Annotated in this window: 15 protein-coding genes; 3 read left to right on the top strand and 12 right to left on the bottom strand. The window is 47.0% G+C overall.

The window, feature by feature from the left end; translation table 11 throughout:
- Nucleotides 1–26 precede the first annotated feature (26 nt).
- The 3 genes from ACLRGG_RS08375 to ACLRGG_RS08365 all read left to right on the top strand — a co-directional run bounded on the left by ACLRGG_RS08375 (nt 27) and on the right by ACLRGG_RS08365 (nt 3,652).
- Entirely contained in the window at nt 27–890 is an 864-nt protein-coding gene (locus ACLRGG_RS08375; RefSeq protein WP_416249284.1) for an aldo/keto reductase family oxidoreductase, read from the top strand.
- A gap of 1,156 nt (nt 891–2,046) precedes the next feature.
- A complete protein-coding gene (locus ACLRGG_RS08370) occupies nt 2,047–2,676 on the top strand; it encodes a hypothetical protein (protein WP_416249283.1) in 630 nt (209 codons plus the stop codon).
- Between the two features lie 154 nt (nt 2,677–2,830).
- Nucleotides 2,831–3,652 (top strand): hypothetical protein, encoded by an 822-nt coding sequence (locus tag ACLRGG_RS08365; protein ID WP_416249282.1) that lies wholly within the window; start codon nt 2,831–2,833, stop codon nt 3,650–3,652.
- A 616-nt stretch (nt 3,653–4,268) separates the two neighbouring features.
- On the opposite strand, the gene ACLRGG_RS08360 is transcribed toward ACLRGG_RS08365, so the two are convergent.
- The 12 genes from ACLRGG_RS08360 to ACLRGG_RS08305 all read right to left on the bottom strand — a co-directional run bounded on the left by ACLRGG_RS08360 (nt 4,269) and on the right by ACLRGG_RS08305 (nt 17,392).
- Entirely contained in the window at nt 4,269–4,910 is a 642-nt protein-coding gene (locus ACLRGG_RS08360) for a hypothetical protein (RefSeq protein ID WP_416249281.1), read from the bottom strand.
- Nucleotides 4,911–5,214: 304 nt separating this feature from the next.
- On the bottom strand, nt 5,215–5,787 hold the full coding sequence (locus ACLRGG_RS08355; protein ID WP_503369231.1) for a LysR substrate-binding domain-containing protein: 573 nt from the start codon (nt 5,785–5,787) through the stop codon (nt 5,215–5,217).
- Nucleotides 5,788–5,822: 35 nt separating this feature from the next.
- On the bottom strand, nt 5,823–6,083 hold the full coding sequence (locus tag ACLRGG_RS08350; protein ID WP_416249279.1) for a LysR family transcriptional regulator: 261 nt from the start codon (nt 6,081–6,083) through the stop codon (nt 5,823–5,825).
- A 181-nt stretch (nt 6,084–6,264) separates the two neighbouring features.
- The gene (locus ACLRGG_RS08345; protein WP_067705657.1) at nt 6,265–6,864 is read right to left on the bottom strand and encodes a DJ-1/PfpI family protein; all 600 of its coding nucleotides are present in this window, start codon (nt 6,862–6,864) and stop codon (nt 6,265–6,267) included.
- Nucleotides 6,865–7,116: 252 nt separating this feature from the next.
- Nucleotides 7,117–8,265 (bottom strand): serine hydrolase domain-containing protein, encoded by a 1,149-nt coding sequence (locus ACLRGG_RS08340; protein WP_416249278.1) that lies wholly within the window; start codon nt 8,263–8,265, stop codon nt 7,117–7,119.
- A complete protein-coding gene (locus ACLRGG_RS08335) occupies nt 8,256–9,422 on the bottom strand; it encodes an iron-containing alcohol dehydrogenase (protein ID WP_416249277.1) in 1,167 nt (388 codons plus the stop codon). Before ACLRGG_RS08335 ends, ACLRGG_RS08340 begins: the two co-directional genes overlap by 10 nt.
- A 12-nt stretch (nt 9,423–9,434) precedes the next feature.
- Complete coding sequence (locus ACLRGG_RS08330; RefSeq protein ID WP_416249276.1) at nt 9,435–10,088, bottom strand: LysE family translocator; 654 nt, start codon at nt 10,086–10,088, stop codon at nt 9,435–9,437.
- 47 nt (nt 10,089–10,135) lie between these two features.
- Complete coding sequence (locus tag ACLRGG_RS08325; RefSeq protein WP_416249275.1) at nt 10,136–11,950, bottom strand: FAD/NAD(P)-binding protein; 1,815 nt, start codon at nt 11,948–11,950, stop codon at nt 10,136–10,138.
- Nucleotides 11,951–11,952: 2 nt separating this feature from the next.
- Nucleotides 11,953–13,953 (bottom strand): 2,3-diaminopropionate biosynthesis protein SbnA, encoded by a 2,001-nt coding sequence (sbnA, locus tag ACLRGG_RS08320; RefSeq protein WP_416249274.1) that lies wholly within the window; start codon nt 13,951–13,953, stop codon nt 11,953–11,955.
- 1 nt (nt 13,954) lies between these two features.
- Nucleotides 13,955–15,271, bottom strand: coding sequence for a SidA/IucD/PvdA family monooxygenase (locus ACLRGG_RS08315; protein ID WP_416249273.1), 1,317 nt, complete (start codon nt 15,269–15,271; stop codon nt 13,955–13,957).
- A 25-nt stretch (nt 15,272–15,296) separates the two neighbouring features.
- Nucleotides 15,297–16,244 carry an ABC transporter substrate-binding protein gene (locus tag ACLRGG_RS08310; RefSeq protein WP_416249272.1) on the bottom strand — a complete coding sequence of 316 codons (948 nt, stop codon included), beginning with the start codon at nt 16,242–16,244 and terminating at the stop codon, nt 15,297–15,299.
- A complete protein-coding gene (locus ACLRGG_RS08305; RefSeq protein WP_416249271.1) occupies nt 16,244–17,392 on the bottom strand; it encodes an NAD(P)/FAD-dependent oxidoreductase in 1,149 nt (382 codons plus the stop codon). The genes ACLRGG_RS08310 and ACLRGG_RS08305 overlap by 1 nt, the downstream gene beginning before the upstream one ends.
- Nucleotides 17,393–17,396: the final 4 nt, after the last annotated feature.

Raw genomic sequence — 17,396 nt, 5'->3', positions numbered from 1 at the left:
ACCACACACTGACGAAGGAGCTTTCCATGTCTCATCCAGCATTGACTTACCCCCTTGGCCAACGCACCGTTGCACGACTCGGTTATGGCGCTATGCAGTTAGCGGGGCCGGGCGTATTTGGTCCTCCGGCAGACGAGGCGCGTGCTTTACAGGTGCTGCGCGAGGCCATTGCCGCGGGCATTAATCACATTGATACCAGCGATTTTTATGGTCCGCACATTACCAACCAGCTGATTAAAAAAGCGCTGCATCCTTACGCCAACGATCTGGTGATCGTGACTAAAGTGGGTGCGCGCCGCGACGAGAAAGGCGGCTGGTTACCCGCGTTTACCCCGGAAGCGCTGACGCAAGCGGTTGAAGATAACCTGCGCAATCTCGGACTTGATGTGATGGAAGTAGTGAATCTGCGCTCGATGCTGGATGTGCATCGGCCGAAGGAGGGTTCGCTGGAGCCTCAGGTTGAGGCAATGATCAAACTGAAAGAGCGCGGTCTGATTCGTCACATCGGGCTAAGCAACGTTACCGCTAAACAGGTAGCCGACGCACAGGCGATGACGCCGATCGCCTGCGTACAGAACCTCTACAATCTGGCTAATCGGCAGGATGATACGCTGCTCGACCAGCTGGCAGCGCAAGGGATCCCCTACGTGCCGTTCTTCCCGCTCGGCGGTTTTTCTCCGTTGCAGTCAGATCAGCTAACCGACGTAGCCAAAGGGCTCAACGCCACGCCGTTACAGGTGGCGCTGGCGTGGCTGCTGCAACGTTCGCCAAACATTTTGCTGATTCCGGGTACCTCATCACCGGAACACCTGAAGCAGAACCTGGCGAGCAAAGAGTTAAAACTCACGCCTGAAGTGATGGAACGCTTAAACAGCATCGGGCGATCATAAAAATCGCATATCATAGCGGCGCGATGTGTTACGCAGTGTCTGGATGGACAACGTGCTGCTATTAACCGGATTGCCCCCGTCCGTTCTGGCCCAAAGCGCTGTTCTCCAGACTGGAGATGAGGCCTGCCCTGTCGACAACAAGCAGTTTTAGCCGCCTTCGCGACGCCGAACTTTTTTATCTTCCGGGTAATCACGAACAACAGTCCTCGCTGGATACTGAACGGTAACCTTCCAGGCCATGAATAGCGGGGTTTCACCCCTCACGTATCCCTGTTGTTACTGAAAGCTTCATATACTTCCTTCAGCAATCCCGAAAGATCGGGATCACTCCTGTCAGCGATTTCATCAGAACGTGCCTTAAACAGACCATCGCTTCCAGTAATCCACCCGGCCCTCTCGATATCAAGTCTGAGATACTCCTCCCTGTGACTGCTGCTGACAGCCCCTCGCAGACTAAACAGCAGCCGCAGGGTCGCTTCTTCATAATATACATATCAGCACTTGGGAAAAACCTGTCCCACTGCAAAGCCTCGCCTCCCCGGGCCAGAGGGCCGGAACAGAGTGGCTTTATAATGGGTGTTGTAACTAAAATTTTGAGTCGCTGGAAGTCATGTCGCGGCAAGTCATTCGAACACGCTCGTAAGCGGCCCTCACGGCCCGCCTGCGCCAAAGGCTTATTGGGAACTACTCCGACCGCGTAATGAAGCACCTACGCTACTTTTAGCGGGTTTAGCTTTGCAGGGAGGGGGGGTGGAATGGTGAAACCTATCAAACCGGAACCGGCTACGCCGGGCTATCGGCGCCAGTTACCAGCAGAGTTATAGTTAATACCCGCTGTCTTTTCAACGCCGCGATGCGGCATTGAAAAGACAGGCTGCGCACTGCTCGCCAGTCCGGTAAGGGCATGATATAAACGTTTGTGTTTATAAACACTTTTGTGGATATCGTTATGCAGTAGAGCGACTACATTGACAGTGTATACGGAACAGCCAGGGGAAACCTTGCGCGATTTCTGAAAGATAATCCTGATATTCTGCCCCAGGAACTCAGCCGTTGGCTGAAGGCCGAACTAAAAATCAGACCTGAAACCGGCGAGATATACAAACCCGTTTCACGCCGTGTCAGGATACCGTCAGCCGTTGCTGCCGGTGCCGGAGTGTTCCTCTCTGACGACCTGCGTGAGCGTGTTGCGTCGCTGGCCACTTCACAGATCGTAACGCCCGATACTATGCTGAACTCCCTGGTAGAGCGGGAGGAGCTGTGTCGTAAACTATCTCCTCCAGCCGTTTTTGGCGCAGTCGTGCCGGAGCAGCTGATTGCCAGTACGGTCAGTCGCCATTTTACTATGCTGTCTGAAATCAGTGAGACGAACGTCTGGCATAGGGTTCTGGAAGCACTGGTCAGTGAACTGACCGAATTTGATCTGCTGTCATTTCATACCGGCAACATTGCTGAAAGTCGCCGGCTGAACATTCCCCGCACCGCGTATTACTGGTATGGGGGAGTAGTGGCAAAGCGGGTGGCCATGATGCTGGGTTGTTTCGATGTGTACCTGTGGAATGAAATGATGCGGCCGGCCAGTGACGTGGTTTTTGTTGGCGATGCGAGCAACGTGGTGGCCTGTTACTTCATCTATCAGCAGATGTGTCGTCTGCTGAAATCAGTGCGGCTGAACTGGCGTAAGCAGCAGGGAGCATGGGGAAGTCGGGCTGAACTGGATGAGGCGTCGCACCTATACACAACGACTGGCGGAGGGGATAATGGAGAACGGTATTTTTATCGGTAGTGACGAACAAAACTTTTACCGGCTGCACAGTTATGCAGAAAAGCATTATGCCTGGGCCATGTGCTGAGACAGACAAGAAAGGTAAAGCAAGATATTATTTTGAGGTGGCTTTTGATATCCCGGAAATAAACTGTAACAGGAGGCCTTTTTTACTATGTTTGATATTATTTGTACATTTGGTGGTAGCGATAAGTTTTACTCTATTCTCGATTTTCAAAAATTACCTGACAGCGACATTGAAAAATTACGATATTCTTTGGTATGCCCTGATTGCCGTAAACAGGCATTTTACAGGAAGAAAAGTGTTGATGGAAAAAAGGCCTGCTTTGGGTCCCGATACTGTACCTGTAGGGAACCCACACCTTCATCCCAACGACAAAGGGAGGTCGGGAATGCGACTGAAGTTAAACAGATTATTGCCGAGTCTGATACGATAGAAATCAGTTACGATTCTGACAGAACTTCTTCAGCAGGAAACGAAGCGTCTGGCATCAGCGGTGTTTCGGATATAACCCAGACTAGTAACAAAAAAGTGCACTCCATAAAGTCAGAACAAAAGCGAGTCCCAAAAGTCTCACTTGAAAAAATACTGCATAGCTTAATCAGAGGGACAGGGTTAGCGACGTCTGACACAATTATCCCGATAGGTAAATATAAATATAAAGCCAAAAATTTATTTGTGAAATTTCCCGATGCAGAACCGATGACTAAAAATGCACATAGATTTTATTGGGGAACTCTATATAACTCAAATAATGATATTGAATGGTTTAATCCTGCTGAGTGCAGAGATGTAGGAATACCGTTAGGCAGTCTGCGTGAGATCATTCTTGAAAAATTCAATATATCAGATACTGAAAGTCTCGAAGGAGCAGCAATCATTTTTTCTGGCCGTTGTCATTGGAATAAAGATAAAACAAAAAAGATAATAAAAATATGTGACAGTGAGCGTATCTTTATTTCTTTACCCGATTAAATAAGGAAGATCATCGTGTCAGTCAAAAAAATAATAATTGCTTTATTTTATATGACTGCCAACCTCCTTTGCGGTTGAAACATGCCGGAATTATGTATGCCTATCCGGGAATGTAAAGGAAGAAGGACACGCAGTGACGCTGACAGAAAAATAGCGCCATCTGGCGTGGTGCTCCCTGGTGGCGCTTGCGCTGGCCAGACTGAACGAAGATGTGTAGTCATCGGCGCAGGAAACAGCGCTTACAATTAGCGTTGATAAATTGCTGAGCCAGAAAAAACGGTAATGGATTTGGCCCCACGGGAAAGCGCTACATATAGATCATTTGCACTCATGCAACCTGCATCAAGTATGATGGCATGATAGCATTCTAGTCCTTTAAGGAGTAAGGTTGAGCCAATAGCCCTTGATGGGATTGGTTGATCGCCATGACATCTGCGCTGTACACGTATTATCCCCGCACATTCTGAAATGCTTTTTTCAGGGCTGCTCACTGCGAGGGACATAGTGTCTTTCAGAGCACGACAGGCACCCTGACAGTACACTTTCACACCCGGTTTGTGTTGCAGTGAGCAGAGCGCGGTGAATATGGTCTGACGTGATGGTGCCCAGGACAGATTCAGGAACTCCACTTCAACTGCGGTAGGGACGTCCTGTTCCGTCCGGCAAGAAGTGTAGAAATATGGCTTATTGTCATGGGAATCTCAACGTTTGTCATCATCTCACCTGCTGCGTGGAGCAGCACACTTAACTGTGTTCCATTCACTGCAGCATCAAGGGACGCAGCCATGCGGAGTACATCCCTGAGCTCAACCGGTTCAACAACATCGAGGCCATTAAGCTTAGGCGCGAACGCATGTCGTGCGGACGGTCTTCTCGAGTCTCCTGGAACAAGCACTGAGCCGCCTCCATCATGGCGTATCAGCCTGTAAAAATCCTGCTGTTGCATCTGTATATCGGTTAATGCAACTCCGCTCAGGTGACGGTAAGTTACATGCGCTGGACTGGAGTCAAGACTGATATTTTGGCCCTTGAGAAGAGCTTCCCGGTTTTCGAGCAGCCAGTTCCCCAAAGCATGAGTTCCGGCATTGTTCCAGCGCCATGGAGTCTGAAGCGTATTCAGTAGAGGGAAACAGGTCATTACCTCGCGCTCCCAATCGGTCATAGCGCCGCTGAAACTAAAAATGCACTGCATGGGATCACCGAAAACTATAGTAGGGAGTATTTCTGCCAACGTATTAACAAGCTCATGCTGAAGCATGATGCATGATGCAATCCTGGTATTCATCAACCAACAGGCGAGAATAAGATGCCCGGATGATATCACTGATATTGCCTGAGCGTATTAATGCCAGTACTCCTTGGCGCAAGGCGTTGTAGCAGGGGTCAGTTTGGATATCCAAACTGACCCCTGCTACGTTCATCATCCAGCTGGCAATGAATTGTTGCCTGCTGAACAATTTTATCTGTTGGCTGCTTAAATAACCAACAACGCCACTTTTGATGACTTGTTGCCGTTAATGCGACAGAGTCTTTAAAATGGCGGGGTTACCCCGCCAAACAATTTACTCACTGTTGCTAGATGTATGAAAGAACGGCTGAAGATGGCATTTTTTTAAACACTCTATAGTCGTACGGGCAGCTCCTGACAGTAAGGAACTGGACGGCGCAATTACCGCTATACGTCTTGAACAAGGCGGTTCTAGAGGAGCGGCCCTGATCTTATCATCTTGCAATGGCAAAATACTGCTCGGCAATATTGAACAGCACCCGCCTGCAGTAACGAGTTCGATGATGGCTGAAACATCACCCATAAAAGTTTTATGGGCTGGTAGTTTCTGATGTACAGAATGAGTTTGCAAAAATTCCTGACCCGCATGGATATAAGCCAGATATCGTTTTGTATCGCCTTTTCTTAGCGGCTCATGACTATCATTCACACCTGTGACCAGTCGATAATCGTCATACCAATGGAGATACTCAACGTAATCATGAGAATGAGGTTCAAGTTGAGTAATGATGATATCTGAACGGTTCCTTTTTAACGCATCAAGCGCATCATCCGTGGTGGGGCACTGGAGCCATTCAGTTTGCACTCCTGGCGCTAATCGCCAAATCAAATCGATAATTCTTTTCATCAGAATCGGGCTCAGTGATAATGTATGGATAATCTTTACACAGCCCACAATCTCATTTTTTTTATAGTTTCTATAATGTCGATTATATTAGATATTTTTTTTACTATAGTCGCCCCTTCTGTTGTAGGCTGGCAACCGCGCCGATTACGCAGGAATATTTTCTTGCCAAAATACTTTTCAACCTCACTGACCGCGTAACTAATGTTGGACTGGCTGCAATTAAGCACTGCTGCCGTTTCAGAAAATGAGTGTAACTCTGCTATAGCACGAACTATTTCAAGAAAAAAAATTTTCACTGAGTTCACCGTTTTTTAAAGTGTTTAATGCATTTTTTTGGATAGGCTATACGTATGCATACTTGTCAGATGCATATAACAAATTATTATCGCTATGCTTTATCTATAAATTAGATATAGCTGTTTGAATGGAAAGTTCCCTGCCAATCAGATAGTTCATCGACAGGGCAAAAATTAACTACTAAGATGCTCTGTTCTCAGTCCAATCAAACTCAAGTTGTTTAGCCGTTCTCAAAGCAAGATCTCTGTTTTTGAGCCGTTCGATCAAATGTAAACTCATATCTATTCCTGCTGAAATGCCTGCCGAAGAAACAGTAGCTCCTTCATCTACCCAACGAAGCCCTTCTTTAACAGAAAGTTCGGGAAACATTGCGCGCAGATCAGCAATATCTTCCCAGTGTGTAGTGGCTGATTTCCCCTCTAAAACTCCAGCCGCCGCAAGTAAGAATGCTCCAGTACATACTGATGCAGTGATTTTCGTGTTTAACGACTGCTTAGCTATCCATTCAATCACGTTTTTTTTATTGAGTTCAGCACTAACGACTCCACCTGGAATAATCAGACAATCAATCTCAGGATGATTTTCCAGTGAGAAATCAGGATCAATTTTAAGTCCTGCCCTGGCATGAATTGGTTTTAACGTCTCACCCACTGTAAAAACATTAAATAGCGGGTTTTCACCCTGGTTAACTCTTGAAGCACAGGTGAAAACTTCGTACGGGCCTGTAAAGTCGAGCACTTCAACATTATCAAAAATAAAAATACCAACCTGCATAGTCATAACTAGACTCCTTTGATAGTACTAATAATAAGGTGATGAAACTTGTTTTTTTGAATAAAGCGCTAGCTAAATAGCTGTTCCTAATACCGCTACACTTGCTATTTATGGGCGTGCAACAGTCGTGTTAGGGCAAAACATGGCATGAGCTGATGTAGCGCGGCCCAGACATAAGAACAGCACAATCCCTTGTCCTGCAAGGGCTAGCCCAAAGTGGAGCACTATTCCGCACAGCTATTTAGTTCTAATATATATCTATGAATACAGCGTTGTCAGGATTTTTTTAGCAAGGGTTACCCATATTTTTTCACCCGCAGTGTTGGTTAACATAACAAGCGACAAGCCTGCTTGAGGATCTACCCAATAATAGCTGCCATAGAGACCAAACCAGCTCCAGCTGCCTATACCTTCACTTCGTTGAGCCTTTTTGGGGTCTGTAAGCACCAAGCAACCTAATCCGTGGCCCCATCCCGCGTTCCTATCCCCGATACTTATTTCACCGGTCGAATTTCCCAATAAACGTGCTGTAGATTTAGCGCTGAGTATAGAGCCACCGCCTTGACGTAGACATTCAAGCAAGCAGTGGTAATCTTCTGCGGTTCCAACTAATCCAGCTCCTGCGGAATACCAGGCATTGGGTGTTATTGCACGTTCTGGAGATAATCGGGCGCAACCACTTCCGACCGCGAGGATTTCATGAGCAGCCATCCGTCGCCCTGACTGCAGATAGGGAGTTGCCAGTAATGAAGTATCATAAATTTCAAAGGTTGTATTATGCATCCCTAGCGGATCCGTAACCTCCCGTTTGATAATATTAGGTAAGGTGTCACCCTCCAACTGGCCGATCACCCAACCCAGCACGTCGGTTGCAAGAGAGTATTGCCAATGGCTACCGGGTTCAAACTGTAATGGCATGGCCTTAAGACGGTGAAGATTTTCTTCCAAGTTATGTGCCGGCAGATCCAAACCATCTGAAACTCCTGCTTGTTCATAAAGGTTCCCGGGAGGTTGTTCAAATCCATAGCTAAGTCCAGCGGTATGGGTAAGCAAATGGCGGATCGAAATTGGCGGAATTACGCCATTTATTAATGCAGGTTTAAAAAATGGCAGTATTGAACTAACTAATGTATCAAGTGACAGCTTCCCTTTCTCGATTAGTCTCATCGTCGCAACCGAGGTCACCAGCTTGGTTAAAGAGGCCAAACGAAACTGGACGCCTTTTGACATTAAGCGTGATTGTTCACGATCCATCCAGCCTGCTGCATTATGGTAGACACGGTTCCCTTGCTGAGATATCAGGATCTCTCCCCCAACAGGCAACTCTTGCTGCACAGCCTCTCGCCAGACATGATCCAACTGTTCCAGTATCTGAGGAGAAATTGTGCGAGTAGCATTCATAACCATCGCAGCTCACCTTTTACTGCCTGGCAGAAGATTTTGCTGTAATCCTGGGCGGAGTGACGCACAGGATTGGTTAATGAGCAGCCATCAGCAAAGGCCATCTCTCCCACTAAAGTGGCTTGATGATCATCAATACCCACTTCTGCAAGAGTGTGAGGAATATCCAGTGACTGACGTAATTCAAGGATCCATTCCATTACACCTTCAAAACCCGGCCTCCTGAGTTCGAGCATGCGAGCCAGATAGTCCATGGCCGCGTCTATTGTTGCCCGGTTTGCCTTTAGCACATAGGGCAGTATGATGGCATTCAATAAACCATGATGGCCGTCATAAAGTGCACCCAGACTTTGCGCTATCGCATGAACCCCACCTAAGCCTCTCTGAAAAGAGACTGCGCCGAGCGCCGATGCAACCAGCATTTCCTGACGGGCCTCTAGATCCTGACCATTCTTAAAAGCCCGAAGCAGGTTCGCTTTAATCATTTGTATGCCTTTGACCGCAACCGCCTCAGACATGGGATGATAGACGGGTGAACACCAAGATTCGAGGCAGTGAGTTAATGCATCCGCACCAGTGGCAGCCGTTAATTGCGGTGACATTCCTGCAGTCAGTTCGCCATCGAGAATCGCTACACGTGGCATCATCGCTGGATGAAAAATAGTTCGTTTTACTGGCACGGAACTGTCCGTGATCACCGCAGCACGTCCCACTTCAGAGCCTGTACCCGCGGTAGTTGGAATGGCTATAAGAGGTGCAATTCCGGCGACGTTAACGCAGTCAGCTCTGCCCTTAATATCTTCAAACGTCCACAGAGGATGTTGTTGACCGGACATCAATGCTACTGCTTTAGCGGCATCTAGCACTGAGCCGCCTCCAAGCGCAATTACCCCGTCATGGAGGCCTGAATGATAAATTTCCAATCCATGAGCAACGTTTTCACCCGTAGGATTACTTTTCACATTATCAAACAATCCGAATTGCCCTAATTTTTCCTGACAATCTTTCAGAATATTCTTAACCATGTCAGTGCCACTTATACCTGAGTCAGTGATCAATAAAGGATGCCTTATGCCTGACTTATGGCAAATATCGGGAAGTTCTTTGATGCACCCTATTCCGGCCCGAACTTTAGTTGGATAATCCCAGTTGCTCTGCGTCATAGTATTTACCTGTTAGTAGCTAACGGTTGAATGTATAAAAGGAAGCAACATCAAAAGTAGTTTCCCACCAAAAATCATCATGACTATACCCGTAATTAGATCGACACTTCTTTTTGCAGCCCTATAGCGTTCCTGAATCCAGCGAATTGAAAATAAAGTTGCGAGCAAGGTAAACCAACTCATCGCCAGCACCGCAATAATCATTACACCTGCAACACGTACCCACTCAGCTAAATCTGGGGCGGTCACGGTTGTAAAAACACTGGTATAAAATGCCAACGCTTTTGGATTTGTTAAATTGGTTAATAGCCCAAACCGATAAGCACGCCCTATACTCTCAACACCTAATGAAGCAATATCCCGTGATTTCGGTTGACTGCCCGCACTTTTTAGAGTTTTAAACCCAATCCAGCATAAGTAAAGACCTCCAATAAATTGCAGCGCAGGTTGAAGCCAAGGTAAAGTCTGAAAAATAAGCCCTAATCCCGTGGCAGCCAGAATGGCCCAAATTATACTGCCACTTGCCACACCTATTCCGGTGAAAAGACCATACACTCTCGACATACTCACCGAGATCTGGGTGATTACCACAAAATTAGGTCCGGGGCTAATAATTAATACCAAAAAGGCGCCCGCCAGCGTTAATAATAACGAGGTTACGTTCATATACACTCTCTTAATTTATATAGTTTAAAAAACGAAATAACTTTATTTCAGTTCCGGTATAATAATCTTTCCTCGGCTATTGTAAGAACACTGATGCATGATTTTACGGCCTGACGTGTCTCTAAAACAGCATCGCAGTGGTTATCTGTTGTTGTTACATAGTGGTTATAAAATGTCGATCCCTCAACTATTGGGCCAAAAGCCCATATACGAGGTTGTTCGACGTCATCTTCATTAACTACCCTCCCTAATTTATCTGTATCTATTCCATCGTGTGGATATTCTCCAGCAGGACTAATAAGCCCCTGTTGTAGGAGTGAAATTAACATGGGAGAGCGAGTGCGAATTAATCCACTCGATATCACTCTCGCCGAAAGAATGGCATCCACATCCAAAGTGATTTCCTGAGGATTTGTGACACTGTATAATCTGTTTCCCTCTTCAGCCACATACATAGGAGGTAATATATGCAAAATTCCGGATTTTATTAACGCAAGAAGTTCGTTATAACGCTCAATGTGTGGCCCACCCACGAGTCTGTTCCCTACTGCAGCGTATCGCTCATAAAACAGATGTCTAGATGTGGTATTTAAACCGTCATGATTTACAGCTTCACGTAAAACATGTCGTCCTCTGCGCCATACTTCCAGGGCCGCCTTAACTGGGCTGTAATTCACACCACGCAAACTTTCGATAAGGTCCGCTCGTATCCATCGACAAAATTCCTCTTCATATTCCCTAATATCTACTTGCCATGGTTTCCAGTTGAGGTATTGGTCTGGGTCGAAGGGACCATACTCTTTTGCTAATACCGAAAAGAGATATTCACCTGTTCTGGTGGCAAGCTTGTCATAAATATTCTTTGCTATTGCCATGGAGTGATTACGCGCGCATGCCAGATAATAGGTGGCCTTCATCTCTTTTTTAATAAGAGGTAAAATATGCTCGACAAAATCAAGGGGTGATAATCCATTTTTTTCACGTAACTTTTTAACTGCCGCTGATGTTAAAAATAGAAGAGGTAATGTCTCCTGTTCGTCTCTCTGCTGCCACTGTGGTCGTGCATGAAAAGGTAATCCTGAAGGTGAAAACATATAAATTTGAGGCTCTTTGCCCGATGGATGATAAATCAACTCTCCAGCTTGGGGCTGATATTCTCCACCTCTGCCCTCAGTCAGACGAGAAAGCGCATCCAGTGCAGTGAGCCCAAGCCCCGATATGGCCACTTTCTTAATGGGTTTGAACCGGGCTTCCGTTCCCGGCCATACGCCGGCATGAACCGGTGACACAAAAGATGCAGGTACGACACTTTCATGTCCCGTGTGCCCTAGCGTCAAAAATATTGCATTTACTTCTACGTTTTCATCTGACTGGCAGTGGAGTAAATATGTCGTTCTGGTACTTATGGGCGTACACGTCATTACACGTGTTTTATGGTAAAAAAGACGTAAACCTATCGGAGCCATTGTCATCAATAGTTGATAGCAGTCCCGCAGATAACGGCCCAAAAGACGACGAGGGAGAAAATCCCCTGCCGCAACTACCCTCCCAGAGCAGGCTGGATAACCTCGCTCATCAAGACGAACGGTCTGCGAATGACACCATTCGAGGAACGTTGGTCCTAATCGACCGTTATCAAGCTCGCTCCATGAAAATGCGGATAGCTGCCCCGCAACCGTATTAAGCATTAAGTAATCAGGCTGCCATTCACCATGTATTCCGCATCCTGGGACACCATCATCAAATAAATGAAGCTCTACTACCTTTTTGGGTGATTCCCTAAGTGCCAAGATTATGCTTTCAAGAATGAGTAATCCTCTCGGCCCTAAGCCCACAATAGCGATTCGTGAAGGTTTCAGCATATTTACCATCTCCCCGACTCAAAGAAGAAATTCGGTATTTCAATCGCTCGGCCCAACTTACGTGCTTGCTGATATACGCGCTGCCCTACGGCTAGGTCGAGAACACCCAGTCCGAAGGGAGAAAAGATTGTGGCTTTATGCGGATCTAACTGCACTCTGCCCAAAATGAATTCAGCTAGCGTTCCGTTAATAAATTGGCGATGGCCACATAACTGTTCTGCTAAATGTGGCGATGTATTCGCTTTCAGGCAGTGGTCAATATCATCAAGAAGATTGTTACTGCTGGTAATAATCTCAGGTGATAAGTCACGTAGAGAGATATTTAATACAACCTGATGGGGCTTGAAGAAATATTTATGGATATATGGCGCCCCTGCGGTTGTTGCCAGGACAACCACATCGGATGAAAGAGCTTCTTCAAGAGAGCTAACAGAGGTCGTGAGTTGATGATACGTTTGCGCATATTCCGCAAAAGCCTCTACCGAAGGTTGATCCCTGTCATGCAGCACGGTTTTTTCAATATTCCACTTATCATGGCGAAAAAGATCGAGGATGTTTCGTGCGATAAAGCCTGCGCCGATAAAGCCCATACTAATGACGTTTCGCGACGGTAGCAATTTGCAGGCGGCCAATACAGCCGATGCTGCCGTCCGCATTGCGCTAATACGTGACCCTTCAAGGCAAGCATAGGCATATCCGGTATCAGGATTATTTAAAAGGAGTACGGCAGATGCGCGCTGTAATCCTTGTTTTATATTATCTGGATAGCTGGATATCCACTTGATTCCGTTACTTCCATTCTCACCCGATAAGCTTGCGGGCAACGCAATAATCCGATTCGCAGGATTTTCAGGGAAACGTAGAAAATAGCTGTCTGGGTTAACGGTCTTGCCGTTGAAGTGTGACAGGTAGGCATTTTCTACGTCATCAATACAGGCCAAGGGATCTTCGTTAAGAAGAGACGTAACCGTTCGGCCGTCAATAACGTGGAATGGCATAGATGACGCTTCTTCAAGATAGACTGTTGGTTTTGCAGTTGCTTCAACCCACTTAAGCCCTCCGTCTAATGTTTCACTCGGATAACGCTCTGACACCCAACCGTCATGATAAACTGTATCAAGATAGCGCTCTCCCCAGTCTGGTGATAGTGCTACCACAACGGCCCCTGGTGGTATACGATCACGCCAGTGATAGAGACCCGCGATTACCGTGCCGGTAGATCCTCCTACCAACATACCGTGGTTACGGGCGAGGTAGCGACACATTGCCACTGTTGCACTCTCATCAATGAGTTCTAAGGCATGAATGCCTTTCTGCTGGAAGATCGGCGGGGTTTGGCTTGTCCCCAGTCCGGGAATAAAACGTCGGCCAGCGGGAGTCCCAAAGGTCACCGACCCTGCACTATCCACAGCAATTATTTTAGTTTCGGGGTGGTGCTCCTGAAAATAGTCCACACATCCCATCAGCGTGCCAGTTGTACCCGCCCCCACAAAAAGATAATCAATATGTGCGAACTGACTACCGACGGAGTGCGCGGTTCGGGCAGCGTGAACTCGCGGGTTGGCTTTGTTTTCGTATTGGTTAAGCCAGACATAGCGAGGGTCTTCAGCCAATTTTGTACGAATATAGCTAATACGGGAGCCCAGGAATCCGCCGTTATCGTCGGGCTGGCGAATCATCACCACCTCGGCTCCGTAACACTTCATGACCTGTAAATTGTGATCTGCTATATTCGGGTCTACAACACAGGTGAATTTCAGGCCTTTTTCAGCACAGATCATTGATAATGCGACACCAAGATTGCCGGAAGAGGATTCGATTAATACGGTATCTGGGTTGATCAACCCACGCTTTTCTAGATCCTCGACCAGCCCGATGGCCGTTTTTAATTTGATGGAACCAGCAGGATTCAGTGACTCTAATTTCAAATAGAAATCCGGGCCGACATCTTTTACGGAAAGAAAAACCTGATCATGTACAATATCTGAAATATGACTGTGCATATTAATTTTCCTCACGCGAGCCAGGCAATGATTTCATGATTTTCTCAGCCCTCAATGCCATAAGTGAAAATGACTGGCTGTCGCTGATACCGTGGCTTCTCTCTGAAAGTCCGTTAACATAAATATTCACTCCTTTTGTTTCACGGAGGGCAACCCGATAATTACGCTCAATAAGTAATCCACCGTCCTGATCCTGTGCCAACCAGGGTTGCAGCTGAGTCAACAACGCCGGAATGCGCGCCTGCTGGTACCCCGTTGCCAGCACAATCACATCCACTTCGATAATCTCTTCTTTACCGCTAAAAATATCGGCCAGGGTAATTTTGTAGCCGTTATCAGATTGGCGAACGTCAACGACTTCAGAATAAGGTCTGATAAGTAACCTCTCACGTCCGCAAATCCGATCCTCATAAACAAATGAAAACAGTGTCTGACTCTCATCAGGATCGATTCCCGCATAATTGGTGGCATTACTCCATTCCAGAAATTTTCTGCGGGAAACATTATCCAACTGATGAAAATAGTCCACATGCTCAGGTGAGAACACCCGATTAGGGAAGTGTCCAAGCTGAGTCAGACGGAAGCCTGGTGATCTGTGCACGGAGTGGAGTGTGATATCCTCGCGTCTTTTAAGAAGTTCAATGACCGATTCACTCGCGCTCTGGCCGGAACCTAGTACCAGCCAGCGTGCGGGTAACGCTTCACCAAAACGTTTTAAACAGCTCAGAAAATGGGAGGTGTGAAATACGCGCTCACCCAAATAGGGGAGAAATTTATCAGGGATGTGTGGCTGGCTTCCCGAGGACAGTACGATATTTTTGGTTAAGTAGGTGTCGTGTTCAGTCACCACCTTTAAACCATGCAGCTCACCGCCCTCAACAACCGGTAGTATCTCTTTGGCGGGAGTTGAGAAAAGCGTATTTTTATCCACTTGGCTGGACACCCAACGAATGTAATCAGACCATTCATGTCGACTGGCTGGTCTGCTAAGCAGCCCAAAATCAAACATGCGGTTTTTGTCTTTTAAATACATTGCGAATGAAAAACGGCTACGTGGATTACGTGGTGTTACTAAATCACGAAATACGCTGTGATTAATATCTGTGCCACTTAATAATAATTCCCCATGCCAAACGGTATCGTCAGATTTTTCCAGATGCAGCATTTTAATATCCTGCGGGGATGAATTATTCTCCTTGGCATCTTCCTGTACACACGCCAGGGCTATTCCTGCGGGGCCAAAACCAACATTAACAACATCATAATTACTTTTGTTATCACAAAAAGAATCGCGGTCATGCAGGTATGTATGATCCATAATATTTCCTGAGATTTAATGGAGTTTAGATGGCAATAACGTTAAAACCATTTTCCGTAAGTTCCCACACCTTATGTACTGAGTGCCGGCTTTCACCGTAGATGAAAGATATTTTACCTAACACTGTTTCAAAATCTTTTTCACAGAGTAAATATAGATAATTAGTTTTATTACTTTCGGCTAGTTGAGCAATAATCTGAAAGGCAGCTATGCATTCCATATAATATGTTTCAGGCTCATCGCCATAATGCTGCCGGCAGTACTTGCCAAATAAATCTGATAATGGAGTTGTAACTGCAGGAATACCCACTATATAAACGTCAGGGCTTTTATGAGGCTTAACCCCTAAGCTGGGAGAGGCAGCATCATCTGTCAGGATCAGCGGATTATTTTTCGCTTTATTAGCGCAGGCAAGGATTTTTTCCCTGCTTTTCCCCAGGCGTCCTGCAAAAATCTCAGCATCACATTCTCCACCCGGTACGATAACGGAAAGTCCCCGTCTTGACGCTTCATCACAAACTGCTCTGGCAAGGGCCATCCCATGAGCACTATCGTCCGCGCCCACATCTAACTTCGACCACGAACGGCTGATAACGAAATCGATCAGTTTCATAGCCAACTGTTTGTCTGGTGGACACAAACGAAAGGCACCATTCGCAGGCTCACACAGAGCATCCATCGTAGCGGCTGGCGTGATTAGTAGGATGCCCGCCCGACGGTAATGTTGCGCTGTACTTAGCGCTGCATCCGATGAAAAGTGCCCTACAACAACATCAACTTCATTTTTAATAAAGTAGCGTGCCACTGTCAGCGCTGTTTCCTCTGATGCCCCGTCATCCCGAAAGAGGAACTCAATCTTTGATAAGCCTGGAAGTTTGCTTCGCGCTACGGCAAGAGCACGCATGAAGGTTCTGGCGTGACGTGTCACCTGCGGTTCAAAGAGCGCGGTAATGCCGACTTTTAAGGTTTTCATCAGCGATCCACCCGGATTAGCTTTGATAAAGTTGATGACCCCTCTTGACGTTCTGGCGACAGTTCGTGCCAGAAATGTCGGGTAGGTTTGCGTTTGCATTTCAAAAAGCGGCTGATCTCATCTGAAGCAATATCAGCGAGCGCAGGAGCAAGCTTAAAACCAATCCCGCTGAGTCCCGAGGCTATGTAACATGGGCTACTGTTTGAGGTAAATCCCAGTATTGGTCGTCCATCCCGACTGTAGCTGTCATAACCAGCCAGTACATCCAGAACCCGTGTCTCACTACACGCACCAGTGATATCTCGCAAACGCCGCAACGCATCCTCTTCATGCTCTTGATTAGGAGCGGATAATTCCGTAATGCGCGATGCATGCGTGCGTGGCTGGCAGCCAACCTGTACAACATCTCTGCCTGTCGGGATTGCATAGGCCAGAGCAGGTGCATCAATAACCGGAATGTGGGGTAAATCTGCACCATACAGCCGCGCCAGTGGAATCGTCCTGACTTCCATCTCCTGTGAACATAAATGATGGCTCCAGGCACCAGCCGCGATGACTACTACCCTGCAGGAAAAGGTGGCTTGGGCAGTATGTATTCGGCATTTATCCTCTTTTTCCATATCGATAGCTTCAACTTTAGCGTGCTCAAGTAACATTCCCTGATGCATCACTATGTTTGCCATCAGCCGCGCTGCCATCCGCACATCTCCGATACCCGCGTTTGGCTCATATAAGTTCACCCGATCATTTCGATGTGCGACACACAATGACATTTCGTCAACTTCACCTGCTGACAGACTCCGCATAGTGTATTCAGCGCAATTGTATTTGCTCAGCGCATATTCAACCTGAGCAACCTGCGTGGGCGCAGCACGATACAACATTCCTGTTCGCAGAATTGCACTGCTGAACACTTCACCAAAATGAGCGTTACACTGTACATTCAGGGCATGGGAAGCCAGTGCCATAATCATCGGGTCGGGATCATAGCAACGCACCAGACCTCCTGATAAAGCGGACGCGCCCTGACCTGCAACCGTTCCGGCCTCCAGTAGTACAGTTTCAACATTACGCTCGCAAAGCGATGCGGCGAGGGTGGCTCCCACCACCCCACCGCCAATGACGCAAACTTCACAGCCGATGGTCATAGGC

Source organism: Erwinia sp. PPS120, assembly GCF_047918655.1.
GTDB lineage: Bacteria > Pseudomonadota > Gammaproteobacteria > Enterobacterales > Enterobacteriaceae > Erwinia > Erwinia tasmaniensis_A.
This window is presented reverse-complemented; position numbering and strand designations above follow the sequence as displayed.

Coding starts and splice junctions, on each gene's coding strand:
- ACLRGG_RS08365 (WP_416249282.1), top strand. CDS start 2,831: ATGTTTGATATTATTTGTACATTTGGTGGTAGCGATAAGTTTTACTCT.
- ACLRGG_RS08345 (WP_067705657.1), bottom strand. CDS start 6,864: ATGACTATGCAGGTTGGTATTTTTATTTTTGATAATGTTGAAGTGCTC.
- ACLRGG_RS08360 (WP_416249281.1), bottom strand. CDS start 4,910: ATGCTTCAGCATGAGCTTGTTAATACGTTGGCAGAAATACTCCCTACT.
- ACLRGG_RS08305 (WP_416249271.1), bottom strand. CDS start 17,392: ATGACCATCGGCTGTGAAGTTTGCGTCATTGGCGGTGGGGTGGTGGGA.
- ACLRGG_RS08340 (WP_416249278.1), bottom strand. CDS start 8,265: ATGGTTATGAATGCTACTCGCACAATTTCTCCTCAGATACTGGAACAG.
- ACLRGG_RS08315 (WP_416249273.1), bottom strand. CDS start 15,271: ATGGATCATACATACCTGCATGACCGCGATTCTTTTTGTGATAACAAA.
- ACLRGG_RS08355 (WP_503369231.1), bottom strand. CDS start 5,787: ATGAAAAGAATTATCGATTTGATTTGGCGATTAGCGCCAGGAGTGCAA.
- ACLRGG_RS08375 (WP_416249284.1), top strand. CDS start 27: ATGTCTCATCCAGCATTGACTTACCCCCTTGGCCAACGCACCGTTGCA.
- ACLRGG_RS08330 (WP_416249276.1), bottom strand. CDS start 10,088: ATGAACGTAACCTCGTTATTATTAACGCTGGCGGGCGCCTTTTTGGTA.
- ACLRGG_RS08325 (WP_416249275.1), bottom strand. CDS start 11,950: ATGCTGAAACCTTCACGAATCGCTATTGTGGGCTTAGGGCCGAGAGGA.
- ACLRGG_RS08310 (WP_416249272.1), bottom strand. CDS start 16,244: ATGAAAACCTTAAAAGTCGGCATTACCGCGCTCTTTGAACCGCAGGTG.
- sbnA (WP_416249274.1), bottom strand. CDS start 13,953: ATGCACAGTCATATTTCAGATATTGTACATGATCAGGTTTTTCTTTCC.
- ACLRGG_RS08335 (WP_416249277.1), bottom strand. CDS start 9,422: ATGACGCAGAGCAACTGGGATTATCCAACTAAAGTTCGGGCCGGAATA.